Source organism: Rhodopirellula sp. SH410 (assembly GCF_055811895.1).
The window spans coordinates 7,644,331-7,662,291 of record NZ_CM147949.1; the positions used below are offsets into that span (position 1 = coordinate 7,644,331).

A 17,961-nucleotide genomic window follows, 5' to 3' on the forward strand; every position below is an offset into this window, starting at 1 on the left:
CGGAAGGGGGAAATATCCCTCATACCACCGAAAAACCATTGCCCCCTCTACAGGACAGGGCCGTTGACTTCCCGTCACAACGAGGTATACATTTCGTCCATGCGTCTGTTCCTGATCCTAGCTGTGTTCGCGATGATCGCCGTTGGCCGCTGCGCCGACGCGGGAATCATTGTCGGCGTTCCAGCGGTGCAGGAGCATGTGACCGATGATATGGAAACGTTGATGCTGGCCATGAGTCCGGCGGAGGAACCAGCCTCGGCGCCGGTCGAGGTTGAGCAGGGCGTCTCAGACCTCCCTGAAGGCCTGGCTGGTACCACGAACTCTTCGGTCGCCCCCGCGGCGGCTGTCCTGCAGGGCATCACACTCCGAACCGACGCCCAATGGCAGTGGTGCGTGGAGTCGGCCAACTCCATTCTGCCGCCGTCACCAGATTGCGACGGCCTCCTAAAGCCTGCGTAGGGCTGAATCGACACATCGATTCAGTTTATTGGGATGGTTTCCGTGATCGGAAACCAAGAGTCATCCCACCCCTACTTTGACGACTTTCAGGAAGGCGTTTGATATGAAGACAATTTTTAATTTGAACCGTGCTGCGGTTCTGTTGGCTGGTTTGTGCGTTGCAATGTCCGCTGGTGTGGGTAACGCGGGCGTCATCAATCCCGCGTTCGACACGTTTGGCTCTTTACCTGCAGCCACCTTTGGTGGCAGTGGTATCCCAAACAACGCGGTCGCAATTAGAACGATCACGGACGGTAGCACCACGATTACGCTCGGCTTGACCGCAACTTCGCGCTACGACGCAACGACCGTCACCAATGATGGCAATGGAACCTTCAGCGTGGATTCTGGCAGTTTTGTATCGCCAACCAACGCGAGCCCCGCGAATCCTAATTTGGCTCGCTGGAACTTCAATTACTTCGTCAATGTGACGAATGGAAATCTAGGTGACTATGACTTCAAGTTGCTTTACGATTTCGATTCCGCGACAGATACCGACGATTCGAATCTCGGACAAGCTAACCTCCGCACTAGCTTCTTTGGTTTCCCGTATTCCGCACCTCTCCAGGACTCGGTGAATCTCGGTTTTGGAGACCTGACAGGCAGTCTCAATCTCGGTTACACCGCAACGCCACCGGCTGGTTTCTCGTTCGACCCCACCCCGAACGGCGAGTACACATTTGCTTTGATTGCGTCGAAAGCTGGAGGCGAACTTGGCAGCACGTCGATCGTCGTCAACGCAGTTCCCGAGCCCGCCACTCTGGCAATGTTTGCGATGCTGACCGTCGGTGCCGCGGGTGCTTATCGTCGCCGCAAGAACCGGGTGGCCGCTGCTTGCTAAGCACTGATCGCCAGCTCTACTGAGATCCACTTTCACCTCATCGGTGCTCGCAAATGGCGGCACAGATGAGGTGTTTTCGCTGACGGAGCGATTCTGCTCGGGCCTTCTCGAAATATCGATCTGGCAGGAAAAACCGGCTCAAATTCGACATATCTCTCCACTTCGCAGTAGATTTTGTCTATAATGAGGGGCACCCCTCCTGCGGGCCTTTTGCCGTCCGCAACCACTCCTGCCTTATTCCACGTGTCAAAGCTTCGGCCTTTTCGCGTGCCCCACCCCAGATCGGCGTTTCACGCCTTCATTCACGACGAATGATGAGCACCGCCGTCGCAGAACTTGATTGAATCCCATGATCACACTCCAAACTGCCAATATGGTTGTGTCCTGTCGTGGCTATTTTGGTCGCGTTGCCGCTATGTTTTTCCCGCTGTGCGGCATGACCGCTCTGATGCTGGCGGCAGTGCCCGCGGCGGCTCAAACACCTGCTGCCGAGACGGCGGAGGCTCCTGCACCTGCGGTCGCGGCCCCGGCAGCCACCGACGAGATCCCTGCACCTGCGGTCGAGGCCAGTATTCAGAGCGTGGCCTCACCGGCGGCACCGGCAGTCGTCCCCAACAGTGAACAGCCTGCCCTGGAACCCACAACCTCGGTCCGACCCCCAGCCTCGGAACTGCGGTTTTCCTTCAATGCGGCGCCTTGGCGGGACGTGATCGAGTGGGTCGCTGAGGAGGCGGGACTGGCGCTGCAGTTCGGTGAATTGCCCCCGGGGAGCTTCACGTACAACGATCAGGGATCCTTCAGCCCGGAAGAGGCGCTCAATCGCATCAACCTGTTTCTGATTCCCGAAGGTTTCGCGCTCGTCCGATCGGGCAATCTACTGTCGGTGGTCAACCTAAACGACCCACGAAGTTTGGCCCAGCTCGACGCCATTGCCGAAATGGTCACGCCCGACCAGCTTGCCTCGCTGCGTGATCAAGACGTGGTCAAGTGTCTGTTTCGCTTAGGAAAATTCGACGCTGAGGAAGCGGTCGAGGAGCTATCGTCGATCCAGCTGATGACGACTCCTTCGGTGCTTGCCAAAACAAATCAACTATGGATCACTGACACGGCGGCCAAGCTGCGGAGTGTGCAGCGGATCTTGGAATCGTTCGAGCCCGCTGCGATGAGCAATGGGACAGTCGTCAAGAGTTTTCAACTCGAACATGTCAGCGCCGAGGACGTCTTGGAAGTCGCCCGCCCGCACCTGGGACTGGCCACCGGCGAAATGATCGGCATCGATGTGAGCTTGTCGTCCGACGTGCTTGGTAAAAACCTGTTCGTCACGGGCGTCGAAGACAAAGTCAAGGTGATCGAAGGACTGGTCGAGGCGATCGATCATCCCGATCCAGAAGCGGAAAGGATGCAGGCGGACTCGATACTAAAGTCCTACTTGGTCGAGGGTGGCAATGTCGAAATGGTGCATGACGTGTTGCAAACCCTGCTGTCGGGGCGTCCTGTGCGTTTGTCGATTGACGAGAAGGCCGGCAGCATAGTGGCCCTCGCGGATGCGAAAACCCAGCATGAAATCGAGATGACGGTCGAGCAACTGCAAGCCTCCGATGCGGCCTTTGAGGTGATTCCGCTGAAGAATATCGACGCCTACTACGCGATCAATCTGCTCGAACAGATGCTTGATCTGCCTCCTGCTGGCACGAACGATAAGTCCGCTGAAGACCGGCCCAAGATCGATGCTGACGCTGGCAACCACCGTTTGTTCGTTCGCGCCAAGCGGCCTCAAATTGAACAGATTAAAAAGATCATCGCGGATTTAGAGGCGTCCGAGTCCGCTCATTTAGGTAGCAATACTCGGTTGTTGCCAATTGGGACCGACCAAGCCGATCACGTCCTGCAGGCGGCGGTTCGGCTGTGGCAGGGTGAGAACCCGATTTCGCAAATCCCTGCCGATCCAAGCGAAGTCGTGCCCACCGAGCGGATACCGGCACAATCCAAACCCAGTCCCCCCTCGGCCCCGATCATCTCGCCCAACACGGATGACTCGCCGTTTGATTTGCGACCATCGACATCTCACCAACACACGCAATCGTTCACCAAATTGGAACGATCATCGCTGAACGCAGACGAGGTCGACTATGCGGTCTCCGCTGACAGGGCTCCGATCCAATACCAAGTCACGCCGAGAGGTTTGCTGCTGCACTCAAGCGACCCCGCTGCCCTGGATCGTTTCGAGGAATTGGTCCGCGTCATCTCGGGTCCGGATGACGTCGTGACGACGAAGCCGATTCTGTTTTACTTGCAATACATGAAAGCCGATGACGCCTTGCGAATGTTGACCAAGCTAATCGACGGCGGCGAATCAGCCCGGGAATCGGACTCTGACACATTGGTCAACGGCTACCTCTCGGCCCAGTCTTCGTTCTTGGCGGGCAGTTACCTATCGACTTCCGAGGGCACACTGACGCTGACCAGTGGAGCGATGACGGTCGTCGCCGACACGCGTCTGAATCGCTTGATCGCTCAAGGCCCGGCCGCCGACATTGAGATGGTGGAGAACTATCTGCGGATCATTGATAAAGAGGATGGGATCGCCGATGTGCTGACTCATGGCCACTCCCGAGTCATCGAACTGGTGAACATCAGGGCCAGCGAAGCGGCCGATGTGATCCGGCAATCCTTCGGCAGCCGTGTGGCCTCGAACGAGAAGGATTCGGGTAACGGCAGCGGCCCGCCCAAAGCTCGTTCCGCCAGCGATTCTCGGTCTTCCAAAGAAGACGCTCAGGCACAGAAACTGGCGGCGATGGCGAAGGCTTCTGAGCCCAAAGACCTCGCACCCACGATGACCGTGGCGGTTCACGAAGCGAGCAATTCATTGGTCGTGACTGCACCCGAACGCCTTTTGGAAGAAGTCCAATCGCTCATCAGCTTGATTGACTCACGCGGCGAGCAGGCCATCGAGGTCATCGTGCCCACTAACGTTCTGGCGGTCGAAGCAGCCCTTGAAGGCATGCTGATCGAAACGTCGAGAAGTTCTTCGCGGAGAAAACGATAGTCTGATGTCGATTTCAAAAACAGTCTTGCTCGCCACCCTGGTCGTGGGCTTCGTAGGTGGTTCTTGCCAGCATGCCTTCGCGCAGGCCGGCCTGCGCGAGTCGCTCGAACAACTCGATACCAACGCTAACGGCGAGATCGATCCCGACGAGATCACGCCTCTTGCTCGCCCCTACTTGGAGCGGATCTCCCAGGCTCGGCGGATGTCATTGGAACGCTCCAACGACATCGATAAACTGCAAGAGGCCGCGCGAGTCTACTACGCCATGCAAAACGGGGTTTCTCGAAAAAAGATTCGTCCCGAACGCGAAGGACAACTCCGCTCCTTTGGTGTCGATCGTGGCGAACCATTGGTGCCCGAGTTCGGCACCGGTGATTTAAAATTCCCGTATACCGAGTCCGACCTCGAGGATGCTGACCGGATTTTGCGGAAATTGGATCGCGACCGCAACGGATCGCTTGATCGCCCCGAAGCACTCCGCGGCGATTGGGCGTATCGCGACCCTTTCGCCGATGACCTGAACAAAGACGATCGGCTCAACCGACTCGAACTCGCCCAACGCTATGCTCGGCGGCGGATGCTGTCGAATGACTCCAACGAACTGATCCAGAAAGCTCGGCGGGCAGGCAACGGGATTGAACCGTCGCAGCCTGAGCGCAACCGAGATTCGCGAGATGGTCGATCATGGCGGCGCAGTGGCACCAGCCATTGGCTGGCGGCGGGCATCATGGGACGGTTCGATCGAAATCGAGATGGACACCTCGACCGCACCGAGTCCATTCAGCTCGGGATGCCGGTGGCCCAGATTGACATTGACCGGGACGGCAAAATCAGCCGAGACGAAATGCTCAATCATGTCGTTGGGCTACAGGACGAGGCGGGCGGCATCGACAACGGCATGCCCGGTTGGTTCTATGAACGCGACGCGAATCGCGATAACCAGGTCTCCATGGCTGAGTTTGCCCCCGAACCAACCCCCGAAACAATCGCCGAGTTCGTTGCCTGGGACGTCAATAGTGATGGGCTGTTAACGGCCAGTGAGCTCGCCGGTTCCCGCGCTCTCGTCGGTGGGGTGTTCGATAGCCAAGAGGCAACAACATTGCCTCCCGGGCAAACGGTCATCGCAGAGATCGATGTCAAAGAGGATTTCCTCATCGCGGATTTGAATGTGCAATTGTCGATCACCCACACGCAAGCCAGTCAACTCGATGCCTATTTGACCGGACCGGACGGCGAGCGGATTGAACTGTTCACCGAGGTCGGCGGTCACGACGACAATTTTGATGGAACCGTTTTCGACGATCAAGCGTCCGAGCCCATTACCAAAGGACGTCCGCCTTTTGAAGGTAGCTACATCCCCGAAGGGGTGCTCAAACAGCAACCTGGCCTGAGCGTCTACAATGGCAAGTCCATCCACGGCGTCTGGCAGTTGGTCATCCGGGGCACGCGCAGCGAACGCTTCGGCATGCTGCATGGATGGAGCCTGCAAGCCCGCCCAGTCGAAAACTGAAGTTCGAACTCCGTCGCTACCGACACGCGCGCCATGACGACTTCCCGATCGACATCCGATCGGCCAGCGGCGTCGTGCGGCATCTTGCGTTCGATCATGGCGGTGACCGCTGCTGATTCGGTGAGGTGATGACCACTGCCCGATGATCAACCTCGTCGCTCCCAACGAGCGATACAGCCTTCAAAAGGCCCTCTGAGCGGCATGCTATCGCCGCTGAGCATCCCGATCGGGTCCGTAGCATGCGTGACGAACCGTTCGGAACGAGCGGAAAATTACTGTCTGAAATGGTGGTCGAACGCTCCCCGGTCGCCCCTTCCGACCGCGGAGCGTTCGGCCACTTATCTTCCGCTCGTTCCTTAACATCTCCGCAAACCGCTGGCGTCCCATTCCCAACACCTGACTCGCGATACGACGCTCAAAACGCAAAATCGCATCAATCGCCAGTCGCCGGTCCCGGCAAACCGCGGCGAGATCGCGCTCACGCACAAATGCTCCAACCCGACGACCAGCCGAACCCCACCTGGTGGGCAAGCGAGGTGGACTGAGCAGCGATGGAGCGGGGTGGTGGCATTGACCACTTGAACGCCAGAGCGGATTTGTCGACGATGATTCCTCTTTCGCTTCGAATCCTCGCTTTCAACGGATTGCCAACATGACCGCGACCACCGCCCCGACAAAATTGCCGCTGCGCAGCGATGTCCCCACCGAAGATTGCTGGGATCTCGCCAGTCTGTACGAAACCGAAGCGGAATGGCAGGCTGATTTTGACAAGATCGCTGGTCAGATTGACCGCTTTGCCGACTTTCAGGGTCGATTAGGCGAAAGCGTCGACACGCTGTTAGAGTTCCTCACCTTTGATCTGGCGATCGACCGTATCGCTGAACGCTTGGGAACCTATGCGTTCTTGCGGACCAGCGAGGACCAGGGTGACAGCGATCACCAAGCACGCAAACTGCGGTTTCAAAACCTCGTCGTCAAGGCTTCCCAAGCGGCGAGCTATGTCCGCCCAGAGTTGCTGGCGATCGAAACCGAAAAAATGGACTCGTTTCTAAACGATCCCAAACTCGCCCCCTTCCGGTTACAGCTGGAGCGAGTCGTGCGTTATCGAACGCACACGCTGAGCGACCGCGAAGAGCGGTTGTTGGCGATGCAGGGCGAGATGTCCGGCGCCGCGGGCAACGCGTTTCGGCAACTCAACGACGCCGACTTGAAATTCGGGGACCTCACCGATGACAGCGGCCGGACGATCGAGCTGTCCCATGCGACGTTCGGTCAGTTCTTGCTCAGCCCCAACCGTGACGTTCGCAAAGCCGCCTTCGATCAATACTACGGCGTCTTTGACGATCACCGCAATACACTTGCCGCGACGCTCAGCGGCAGTATCCAGCGAGACGTTTACTACGCTCGTGCGCGTAACTACACCAGCAGCCTCGAGGCCTCGCTGTTTCCCGATAATGTCCCCACGACCGTTTACGACAACCTGATCTCGGCTGTGCGAGATTCGTTGCCAGCGGTACATCACTACCTCGATGTGCGACGGCGAAAGATGGGTTTGTCCGACCTGCATCACTACGACACCTACGTGCCGATCCTATCGGGTATCAAAAAACACCATAATTGGGACCAGGCCGTTGAGGTGATTCTCGATTCACTCTCGCCGCTGGGTAGCGAATATGTCGGCACACTCGAAGGCGGGCTGCGCGGTCGTTGGTCCGACCGATATCCGAATCGAGGCAAACAGAGCGGTGCGTTCAGTTGCGGATCCTTCGATGGCGACCCATTCATTCTGATGAACTTTAAAGAGGAGGTTCTCAACGATGTGTTCACACTCGCCCACGAAGCAGGGCACTCGATGCACAGCTGGTATTCAGCGTCGCACCAACCGTTCCAGTACTACAACTACACGATTTTTGTTGCGGAAGTGGCTAGCACGTTCAATGAGCAACTGCTGACGGCTCACTTGTTGGACAATGCCCAAGATGATAATGAGCGAGCGTACCTGATCAACAATGAGCTCGACGGGTTGCGAGCCACGGTGGTGCGGCAAACGATGTTTGCGGAGTTTGAGAAACGCACGCACGAGATGGCCGAAGCGGGAGAACCCTTGACGGTGGCGTCACTACGATCGGCCTACCGTGAGCTGCTCGAGGCGTATTTCGGGCCCGAGTTCGTCATCGATGAGTCGTTGGAACTGGAGTGCTTCCGCATCCCACACTTCTATCGAGCGTTTTATGTCTATAAATACGCGACAGGGCTGAGCGCTGCGGTGGCGTTAAGTCGCCGCGTCCTGGGAGGTGGTCAGCCTGAGCTCGATGACTATCTGGGCTTCTTGCGTGGCGGATGCAGCCAAGACCCACTCGACTTGCTCAAGGGTGCCGGCGTCGACATGACACAACCTGCCGCGGTGAAAACCACCCTGGACCACTTCGCTGACCTCACCAAACAACTCGATGAGCTGATTTAGGGACACCGAACAAGTAGTGGCATCGGCTTCGATGCCTGTGATATTTTTGCAACACAGGCGAGAAGCCGAGGCCACGTTCCTGGGAGGGCGATCCGCTTCACGACACTTTCGACATTAAATCATGCCCGGCACCGACCGATTTGTGATTGCGAAGTGAGTCCGCGAGCGCGAGGCGTTTGATCTCTTCAATTTGTTTGACGACGTGTTCGACTTGGACCTGTAACTCGGCGGCATGCTCTAAGAAATCGGATAGTCGATTCAAGGAATCGGCATTCGATGCGGCGATGATTTCCAAACGACCGATCGGAATTTGCTCGGACAGCCCACCGTACTCGCGGGATGCAAACAATGGGATGCGAACGACGCTCTGGAACGCCGGTTCGGGCAACTGAACGCTTCTCCAGGTCGCGTGGTAGCTTTCATGCAACCACGCCATATTGACGTCAATTTTGACGCTCGCAAGGTCCTGACGAACAGCAAAGTCAATCAAGGGTTCCCACACGTCGTGCCACTGTCCGTCACCCTGGATTTTTAAAACACGCTCCTGTTTTTGTTGCTCGCAAACGTCCGGTCGTAGCGAGAATGACATGAGGAGGTGCCGAGCGCGCCCGGTGACGAGCCGAAATTCGGAATATCCAAAGGTCCGCGTGCCAACAAATACGGCCAGCACGATAATGGCCCCCACCGGGGCCAACCAAGACTGCTGCAACCACACCGAGGCAATCGCTGTCGAGGAACTCAACGTGCAGGCCGCCGCAACAACCCACAACGTTCCCACACGCCCAAATTTCTCGTTGAGCAAATGGTGCATGTGACCACGGTCGGTCGTGTAGAGACTCCGCCCAGTCAGCCATCGACGAGTAATGGCGGCGACGGAATCGAACAGCGGTAGAATCAAAATGGCCAGCGGTGCGGCAGCGAAGGCAGTCGTTTCTTTGTGCCGACACCACATCGCTAAAACGCCGACGAGCAGACCGACCATCATACTGCCCGCATCGCCGAGAAAGATGGAGGCGGGCGGGCGGTTGTAAATGAGGAAACCTACCAGAGAACCGCAGAGCGCAAACGCTGTGATGGTGATGAGTGTCGGGCTGCCATGCAAGAAACTGATCATCGCCAGAGCACCCGAAATAAAGATTCCGACCGTCGTCGCCATCCCATCGGCACCGTCGAGCAAGTTCAGCGCGTTGATGCACACCAGTAACCACAACACGCTAAAGGGAAGTGCAAAGACCCCCAATGGAATCGCCAGGCCGAACAGACTGATCTCATCGAGCGATGTGCCGCTGCCAACAACAACCAGGGTAATCAAGCACTGCGCCAACAGCTTTTGGCGACCTCGGAGTGACCATTTGTCATCGATCAAGCCCACGATGAGGATGGCAATCAATGCCCCCAGCAAAACGAGCCAAGACTGTGCGTCGAAGTCCGCGGGAAATTCGTAGTTCCAATGTGTTCGCACGCCGAGAGGCAACGCAATGCCCATCAGCATGCTGATGAAGACAGCCAACCCGCCTGCCAAAGCGATCGGGCGTCCGTGCAGTTTTCGCTCCGCGTCAGGGCAATCGACTAATCCAATGCGAAGGGCCAGCGCACGCACAATCGGGACGAATAACACAGCAGCGAGTGCTGCGACGAGGAACGCGAGCAAAATGGGGAATGTCATCACGATGGAGAAACCATGTCCTATGAGTTGTGGGAAAAAGACATAGGGCGTCGATGAGATCAAAGGCTACCTGGGTGTCCTGATTCCTAGTCACGAATGACCTGCCATACATTCAACTTAGCTCCCGAAATTCTTAGGGGTAGCGTAAATTCGCTAGATTTAGAGAACATCCAGGTGCACCCACGGGGATTCAGGCGAGCGGGCACCCATCCAACCAGCCCCCTTCAACACCCCTCTCATGGGAACCCACCGGGGGGCACCGCGTGTTTTCCAGGCGTTCAGGGGCTATCTCAATCGGTCCCGGCGAAACAATCAGCGCCCTCGCCACGAGCGGCACAACGGCTGAGATCTGCATTTCCGGAGCTTTTGGCTAAACCGAACTATGTGAAAGGGCGATAAACAAGGCAAGGAAGACGCTTGCGGCGGCACAACCGCCAAGAGTCAGGTTCTCAATTCTGAACGCCGTTGCAGCCTATGGGGGGCGAGATGGTGGCAGGAGACGTTTCGCGTGACTGACACGCGGAGTCGACCAATCCACCGCGAGGGGAACTGGCAATGATGCCCAAACTGAACAATTCGACATCCGAACCCGCCGCCGTCCAAGCCACGATCAGTGCGAGCCGCCAACATTGGAAGCGGTGTGCTCTCGGAATCGTACTTGGCATCACGACAACAGGTTTTGCCGGCTGCTCGGTCATGAGTGGTCTGCAACAGAAAATCCAACATTGCGATTGTGTTGACGATTTCATGATCAGCCATCGCAACCAAGTGATGGCGACCAAAGCGTGGTTTCGCATCAAGCCAAACTACCGCGGCCATTGCTACCTCAAGGATTTCCGCAACGGCTTTATCGCCGGCTACATCAATGTCGCCAACGGTGGTGCCGGGTGCACGCCGAGCGTGATCTCATCGGAGTATTGGGGATGGCGTTACCAAAGCGGTACCGGTCAAGCGGCCGTCAACGCATGGTACGAAGGATTCCCGCTCGGTGCTAAGGCAGCCGAGCAAGACGGCATCGGCAATTTCAACTTGATTCGTTTGAATGGGGCACCTCAGCCGACGAACAACATGACCGGGACGGCTTCGCCGACCCCGGCAGCCGCCCCCATCCCGCAATCGAACGCCGATGGTTTACCACCGGGCATCTTACTCGATGAGGGCGAAACGCTCGTCCCGGGCGGGGTCATGATCGAAGACCGGGGGGCTGGTGCACGCACTCCAAGACCAGCGGGTGTGGATGACAATCTGGTGCCTTCCCCTGCCGAAAGATCCATCGAAAAACCTGAAGAGATTCCGTCGCCGATACGCTCCGAACTTGATCGAGCATTCGACGCAGGAAAACCTGCCGACGTCAAAGTTGTTCCGCTTTCGGATGACCTCAGTCTTCGAGGGCATTCCGATGCGTCGCCGCAAACGCAACCGACCGCGTCGGAAATGCAGTTTTGGAACGAGATCCCCAGCGGCCGTAACACGCCGTTGGCAGACCGTTCACCGGCCCAACATGATGGACTCGAGTTGGTGCCGCGTGAGACCACGCCGGTTTCCATAGCAACGAAAAACGTTCCTGCTCGCGTCACTGGTAGTGAGCCCCCGCGCGTTTTGAGCGAGCCCAGCCAAGCGGAGATCGACGCCGTTATCGAAGAAATCTTTGGCACGCAAGCCGGCGGATCCCGCTAACAACTCGGTTCTGCACCCGAAAAACACACATCAAGTTCTGGAGAGTTCGAGGATGAACACCAACGTCTTTCAATCCCAAGTCGGGCGGCTTTTTCGCTCGGCGATCGGGTGCAGTCTCGCTGTCGCAGTGGCCACATCCTTGACCGGTTGCACGAGTTTGACTCAGCCGATCAATGGGATCCCTGCCAATCGATTGTCACCGGAGTTCTTTCCACCTCCCAAAAACGATTTGGTTCCGGTGGACATCGCGATGTTATCACGCGAACCGCCTCGCGATTATCAGATTGGCCCCGATGACATCTTGGGTGTCTATATTGAGGGTGTGCTTCCATTCAATGCACCCAACTCGCCGCCTGAGCCACCTCCCGTAAACTTTCCTGGTGAGGAAAGCACCCTGCCGCCATCGATCGGGTATCCCATCGCGGTCCAGGACGATGGGACCTTGGCACTGCCGCTCATTGAACCGCTCAAGGTCAGTGGGCTGACTCTCGAGCAGGTCCGCGAAAAGATTCGCCAGTCCTACATCGATAGCGAAATTTTGCGTGAAGAGAAAGCGAGACCGATCGTCACGCTGATCAAAGAACGCACTTTCGACGTGATCGTGGTGCGAGAAGATGCGATCGGAGGCGGAGGCCGAGGTGGCGACGAAACCATTCGGGGTGGTAGCGATCGCTCAGCCTCGGGAGGATTGGTAAAACTACCTGCTTACAAAAACGACGTCCTGCACGCGTTGGTGGAAACCGGTGGATTGCCGGGACTCACTGCCAAGAACGAAGTCATGGTATTGCGGGCGTCCGACGCGGATAAACGCAAACGGGCTGATTTCCTTCGCAAGTACTGGGCCAGCCAACGGGCAGCGATGGTCGACCCCTGTTACTGCCCACCTGAGATGCCCGATGACCCTTCGATTCTCCGCATTCCACTGCGGGTACGTCCGGGCGTGATTCCCAATATCACCGAAGAGGACATCACGCTCCAAGACGGCGATATCGTCTACATCGAAAGCCGCGAAACGGAAATCTTCTACACCGGCGGATTGTTGCGAGGTGGGGAATATTTGCTACCACGAGACTACGACCTCGATGTGCTCGGTGCGATGGCACTGGCCGGGCAGGGCGTCGGGGCCGAAGCTGGCGGCGGTGGCGGTGGCGGCGGTGGAATGGGGGGCCTCCGAAGCATGGCTGTCGCTCCAGGGATGCTCTACATCCTTCGCACGACGCCTTGCAAAGGGCAAATTGCGATCGAAGTCGATCTCGCCAAAGCCATCAACGATCCTCGCAGCCGACCATTGGTCCAGCCTGGGGACATACTTGTCCTGCAGTACAAGTGTGAGGAAGAGATCATGAACTTCGGTCTCGCGACCTTCTTCACCTACGGAATTCGGCAGTTGTTCAACAATAATTGATCGCGAATTCCATCGCCGAACGTCTTGACGACCTGTGAGGTCGCAAGAGCACCAATCGAAAGCCGCAGGTTGCGAAACCTGCGGCTTTTTTTGTTTGCCCGATGGGGCGATTCACTCTTTGCGGGCGATCGGGCCCACAGCGCTACGATTTCACGAACCGGCCTTGGGCAGGTCCGTGTGGGCGTCGGGGCCAAAGTAACGCAGGCCGACGAGCGGTTCGCTGCCGAGGTTTTCAATCTCCACGCCCTGCGTTGCCGCGACGTGGGAAATGAAGACTTCGTCGGTCGTGTTCTCACCAAAGTGAATCATGGCAGGCGTCTGGAGATCGAGTGAACCGATTCGCCCACGTCCCTGCACGGTAATCCAGCTACTCGTCGCACCGTCCTTCAGCGTGCATTTGGCGCCGGGCTGGATCGTCAGTTCCTTGGCACTGAAACACTGTTTGCCATCGACAGTTCCATAAACGATCCACAAGTCTTCGTAACCGTCACCGCTGCGTTTCTCGTCGCGGATCGGTTCGAGGTAATTGCTGTTCTTGAAATGCGTATCGACGTTCTTGTCCCAGTCCAATTGGCCGACGATAAAGTCGAGGTCTTGGTGCTTTTCCTCAGGCATGTCTTTGACCAACAGCGACCACGGGACGTACCGTCCTTCAACGATCGATTGGTACATACCGAACACGTCGCTGCCCCACTGGGGTTCGTACGTGCAAAGCGAACCGGGGGCATGCAGGACACCCGGCGGGATCAGCCAGCCTGTCCCCCGTTTGAGCCGATAGGCGCGACTGAGGTCGAGAATGCCGTTGTCGCCCGCGTTCCAGTTCTCGAGACATCGCCGCACGTCTTCGGGCTGCGTGCCTGGCTCGAGCCCCATGAATGTGTAGGCGAAGTTGTTGTCGACATTGTTGAGCTGGGGCGGGAAATAATAACTTTCCGGTTTCCCTTCCCGACCGACGAGCTCAGCATCTTCAAACGTTTGGTGCATGTGGTGCGGGATGGGCCCCATGTTGTCGAAGAATTTCGAATAGACGGGCCAGCGATCGTATTGACTAAAAATCGCTTCACCGACGAGGTCCGCCCCACGTTCGGCCACGGCGTCTTTGAGCATAAACTTCTTGCCTTCGAAGAGACAGAAGCTCTGACCTTCGTGCCACACGCGGCCCTCATTGGCGGCGTCGGTCGTGCTACCGAACCAACGTTCGTCGATACCTCCTCGGTCGGCGCCAAACCGGTAATAATCGCCGGGATGCAGTTTGATGCGGCGTCCTGGGTGCAGAAACGAGCGGGGGACCCACGTGGGTGTCAATCGCAAGAGCCCCTCCCCCGCATCGAGTGCTGAATCGAGTAACTTGGTGACACTGTCGCCTTGCACGAGGCCTTCGTCTAATTTCACGTTGCTCATCGAAGTGGGTCCGCTTACGGAGTGGCTGGAAAGGTGGGAAGATGGAAGAACGCTGGGCACGGTTGAGCTCTAGGCCCTGTAATTGTCGTTGATCGCGTCAGCAACCGATGTTTTACGCTTGTTGCGGGACCTTTACAAGAAACCATGGGGCCGCGAAGTATCGACAACTGATCCTTGGCATATCGCCACTGCCGCAAATTTTTCTTCCTTTCAACCTTCCTTTTTTGTTATGCCGACTGAATCTATCGTCTTGCGAACCACCGAAGACCGCGAAGATCGCATCGAATGGGATGAATCGAGCGCACTGCACCTGACGATCGAAACCCGTGTGGGAGAGCTGACAATTCGTCGCGGAGTGTTTCGCGGCGGTGTCAGTGAGGGGGTAGAGATCATTCGCTTGGCCAATTCGCGAATGCACGTCGACGTATTGCCGACACGCGGCATGTCGATTTGGCGGATGCAGGCCAATGGCGTCCGATATCAGTGGCAATCGCCCGTCGTCGGGCCCGTCCACCCGAGCCTTGTTGACCTGGGTGAGCCAAGCGGCCTGGGATGGTTATCCGGATTTGATGAGCTCGTGGTTCGATGTGGCCTCGAAAGCAATGGAGCCCCCGAGCACAATTCGTCCGGGCAGCTCGTCTATCCGCTGCACGGACACATTGCCAACACACCCGCGGATGCGATTTCGGTGGAATTTGATGAAGCATCCGGACGCGTGGAATTGGTCGCCGAAACGATCGAGGCCCGCTTGTTCACCAAACGGTGGCGAATGCGTACCCGGGTGCGTATTCACGCGGATCGCGATGAAGTGGAATTGCTCGATGACGTGACCAATGAATTGTCCACACCCAAATCGATGCAATTGCTCTATCATATTAACGTCGGTCCGCCCGTGCTCGGCAAAGACGCGACACTGAGCATGGCGATTGATGAATTGGCACCGCGTGATGATCACGCCGCCGAACAGATCGATCAATGGAACCGAATGGAAGCACCAACCTCGGGATACCAGGAACGCGCCTATTTTGCGCGTCCATTGCCTGACGATTCAGGCATCGCGCACGCGTTACTCGCCGACGCGGAGCGAAATCGTGGATTGGAGGTCCGGTTTAAAACCTCGACACTGCCTTGGTTCATCCTCTGGAAAAATGCTGCGGAGACGGGCGACGGATACGTGTGCGGTCTCGAACCGGCGACCAACTTCCCCAACCCGCGAAGTTTTGAACACAGCAACGGACGCACCATCGAACTGGGCGGCGGCGAAACGGCATCGTTCCGCGTGACATTGGCACCGCTGACAACGCGTGCCGCAGTTCAGCAGTCCGAAGAGGCCATTCGAAAGATTAGCAATGATCAGCCCGTTAACATGACGCGGACCCCACGCAGCAATTGGAGTGCCGGGGCGAGCGAGTCGACCGAAGACCATGGAGCTTCGCCATGAGTGAATTCGAATATCTCGGACCCTATAAACTGGGGAAAATCCTCGGTCGGGGCGGAATGGGCTCCGTGTACGAGGCGACACATGCTTCCTCGGGCGATCAGGTCGCGGTCAAGCTGATCTCGCAACATCTCGCCGACGACCAAGACTTTCGTCGCCGTTTTGACCGCGAAATCAAAGCGCTCCGCTGCCTTCGACACCCCGGGATCGTTCGCCTGATCGGAGACGGCGAGGAATCAGGCCAACTGTTCTATGCAATGGAACTGGTTCGCGGCGAAACCCTGCAACAGCGTATCCGCGACGTCAAACGTATGAATTGGCTACCGGCAGTCGATATCGCGATCCAGATCACCTCGGCGCTCAAGCATGCTCATGACATCGGTGCGATCCATCGCGATCTGAAGCCAGCCAATTTACTGCTGACGGATTCGAACGAAGTCAAAATTGTGGATTTTGGGATCGCTAGACTGTTTGGATATGGCGACCAGACGCTGGCCGGTTCCGTGCTCGGCACAGCCGACTACATGGCCCCCGAACAGGCCAGTGGCGGGCCGATCACGCCGCGGACAGATTTGTATTCGCTGGGCAGTGTGATGTACGCCATGATGGCCGGCCGACCACCCTTTGCCGGCAAAAAAGTGACTCTGGTCATCGACGCACTCATGCGGGATCGGGCCGTGCCGCTGGATTTGATCAACCCTGATATTCCGCACGAAGTCGCTGAGCTCGTTCACGATCTGCTCGAGAAAGATCCGCAGGATCGCCCACCCACCGCGATCGTCGTCAACAAACGACTCAAATCCACCCGGGCCGGATTGCAGAGAGGCCAGACGGTTTCGGCGGAAAACGAGGCGACCCAAAATAGGCCCGCCAATGATGACCGCACGGATGCACGATTTGATCTCGATCGATCCGAACTGACCAACGGGTTGCGGCCGGATGAGATCGATTCCGCCAGCGTTCCTGATGACGCACGCGAGAAAATCAAATTCAGTACCACGTCGTCGACGTCGGACTTCAGCGACGATTTTTTAAGCCACGGCGATGACCGGGCGACAGCGGGGACCGACTTTGCGACGACTTCCGGCACTGGGATCCCATCACAAGATCAACAAGCCGGGGCACGGTCGGAGTCCTCGACAAATTTTCAAACCGTCGAGCACGGTGACGCGAACGATATCCATTTCCGCGGCGACTCCGCCTCCGCTCCCACGCATCATTGGTTACAGGTCGCGTCCTATACCGCCATGCTCGCGATTCTGGCCGGGGGTGCTTACCTGTTCATCCGCGCGACCCGCGTTCCATCGGCGGAGTCGATATTCGCCACTCTCGAGACCGCCGCTCACGAGGACGAACTGACCCTAAACGAATCCCTGATTGATCGATTCTTAGTGCACTACCCCGAGAACGAACATGCCGACCAAGTCCAGCGGTGGAAACAGCAGGCGGACCTGGAACGAACCCTGAAACGCTTGTCCGGGCAAGCGCGGCAAGTCGGTGGCGTTGAGAACCTCGATCCGGCGGCGCAGACGTTTATCGAGGCAATGGAACTGCGGACGACGTCCCCTGCCATGGCGCAAGATCGCCTCCAAACCTGGTTGGATGTGTTTGAGGAAAAGGGAGCCGCGGAGGCGGACCTGACTCCAGAGCTCAAACAGGCTGATTCGTTGATCGACATGGATCATTTAGCGCGACTCGTTCAGGAGGAACAGCAACGGCTCAACGACCATGACAAGTCTGTCCTGAAAACCGACCGGCGTGTCAAAATGCTGCAGGCTCGAATCGAAGCCAGCGAAAACATGAGCCCCACGGAGCGAGCCAAGTTGTTGCGAGGGCTGATCGAGCTATACGGGAACGATGCCTGGGCTCGCCCCATCGTCGACCAGGCCGCTGCGATGCTGGCCGCTCCGGCAGCTAGCGCTGAACCGGTCGAGTAGCTACGTTCGCCAGAACGTGGAGCCCACCGTCTGGCGACAGTTGCGACCTTGAATGTGACCCGTTTTCATTGTCTCGCC

At 57.4% G+C, this 17,961-nt stretch carries 11 protein-coding genes; 9 read left to right on the plus strand and 2 right to left on the minus strand.

All coding sequences use genetic code 11. From position 1 onward, the window contains the following. Positions 1–63: 63 nt before the first annotated feature. From SH410x_RS28005 to pepF, 5 genes are all read left to right on the plus strand, one after another. Positions 64–459 carry a hypothetical protein gene (locus SH410x_RS28005; protein WP_473672851.1) on the plus strand — a complete coding sequence of 132 codons (396 nt, stop codon included), beginning with the start codon at positions 64–66 and terminating at the stop codon, positions 457–459. Positions 460–562: 103 nt separating this feature from the next. Beyond that, positions 563–1,339: a PEP-CTERM sorting domain-containing protein gene (locus SH410x_RS28010; RefSeq protein ID WP_473672853.1), complete on the plus strand. Its 777-nt coding sequence runs from the start codon at positions 563–565 to the stop codon at positions 1,337–1,339. A gap of 349 nt (positions 1,340–1,688) precedes the next feature. Then, the gene (locus tag SH410x_RS28015; protein ID WP_473672855.1) at positions 1,689–4,385 is read left to right on the plus strand and encodes a secretin N-terminal domain-containing protein; all 2,697 of its coding nucleotides are present in this window, start codon (positions 1,689–1,691) and stop codon (positions 4,383–4,385) included. Positions 4,386–4,389: 4 nt separating this feature from the next. Beyond that, positions 4,390–5,895, plus strand: a complete 1,506-nt coding sequence (locus SH410x_RS28020; protein WP_473672857.1) for a proprotein convertase P-domain-containing protein — start codon at positions 4,390–4,392, stop codon at positions 5,893–5,895. Positions 5,896–6,547: 652 nt separating this feature from the next. After that, on the plus strand, positions 6,548–8,359 hold the full coding sequence (gene pepF, locus SH410x_RS28025; RefSeq protein WP_473672859.1) for an oligoendopeptidase F: 1,812 nt from the start codon (positions 6,548–6,550) through the stop codon (positions 8,357–8,359). 97 nt (positions 8,360–8,456) lie between these two features. On the opposite strand, the gene SH410x_RS28030 is transcribed toward pepF, so the two are convergent. Continuing rightward, the gene (locus SH410x_RS28030) at positions 8,457–10,025 is read right to left on the minus strand and encodes an MraY family glycosyltransferase (RefSeq protein WP_473672861.1); all 1,569 of its coding nucleotides are present in this window, start codon (positions 10,023–10,025) and stop codon (positions 8,457–8,459) included. Between the two features lie 558 nt (positions 10,026–10,583). On the opposite strand from SH410x_RS28030, the gene SH410x_RS28035 reads away from it, so the two are divergent. Both SH410x_RS28035 and SH410x_RS28040 read left to right on the plus strand, forming a co-directional pair. Beyond that, positions 10,584–11,702: a hypothetical protein gene (locus SH410x_RS28035; RefSeq protein ID WP_473672864.1), complete on the plus strand. Its 1,119-nt coding sequence runs from the start codon at positions 10,584–10,586 to the stop codon at positions 11,700–11,702. 52 nt (positions 11,703–11,754) lie between these two features. After that, entirely contained in the window at positions 11,755–13,107 is a 1,353-nt protein-coding gene (locus tag SH410x_RS28040) for a polysaccharide biosynthesis/export family protein (RefSeq protein ID WP_473672866.1), read from the plus strand. Between the two features lie 150 nt (positions 13,108–13,257). Here the strand turns inward: SH410x_RS28040 and SH410x_RS28045 are convergent, their stop codons facing one another. Next, positions 13,258–14,508, minus strand: a complete 1,251-nt coding sequence (locus SH410x_RS28045) for a hypothetical protein (protein WP_473672868.1) — start codon at positions 14,506–14,508, stop codon at positions 13,258–13,260. Between the two features lie 229 nt (positions 14,509–14,737). Between SH410x_RS28045 and SH410x_RS28050 the strand changes: the two genes are divergently transcribed. Then, positions 14,738–15,949, plus strand: coding sequence for an aldose 1-epimerase family protein (locus SH410x_RS28050; RefSeq protein ID WP_473672872.1), 1,212 nt, complete (start codon positions 14,738–14,740; stop codon positions 15,947–15,949). Further along, complete coding sequence (locus SH410x_RS28055; protein ID WP_473672874.1) at positions 15,946–17,883, plus strand: serine/threonine-protein kinase; 1,938 nt, start codon at positions 15,946–15,948, stop codon at positions 17,881–17,883. Before SH410x_RS28050 ends, SH410x_RS28055 begins: the two co-directional genes overlap by 4 nt. Positions 17,884–17,961 lie beyond the last annotated feature (78 nt).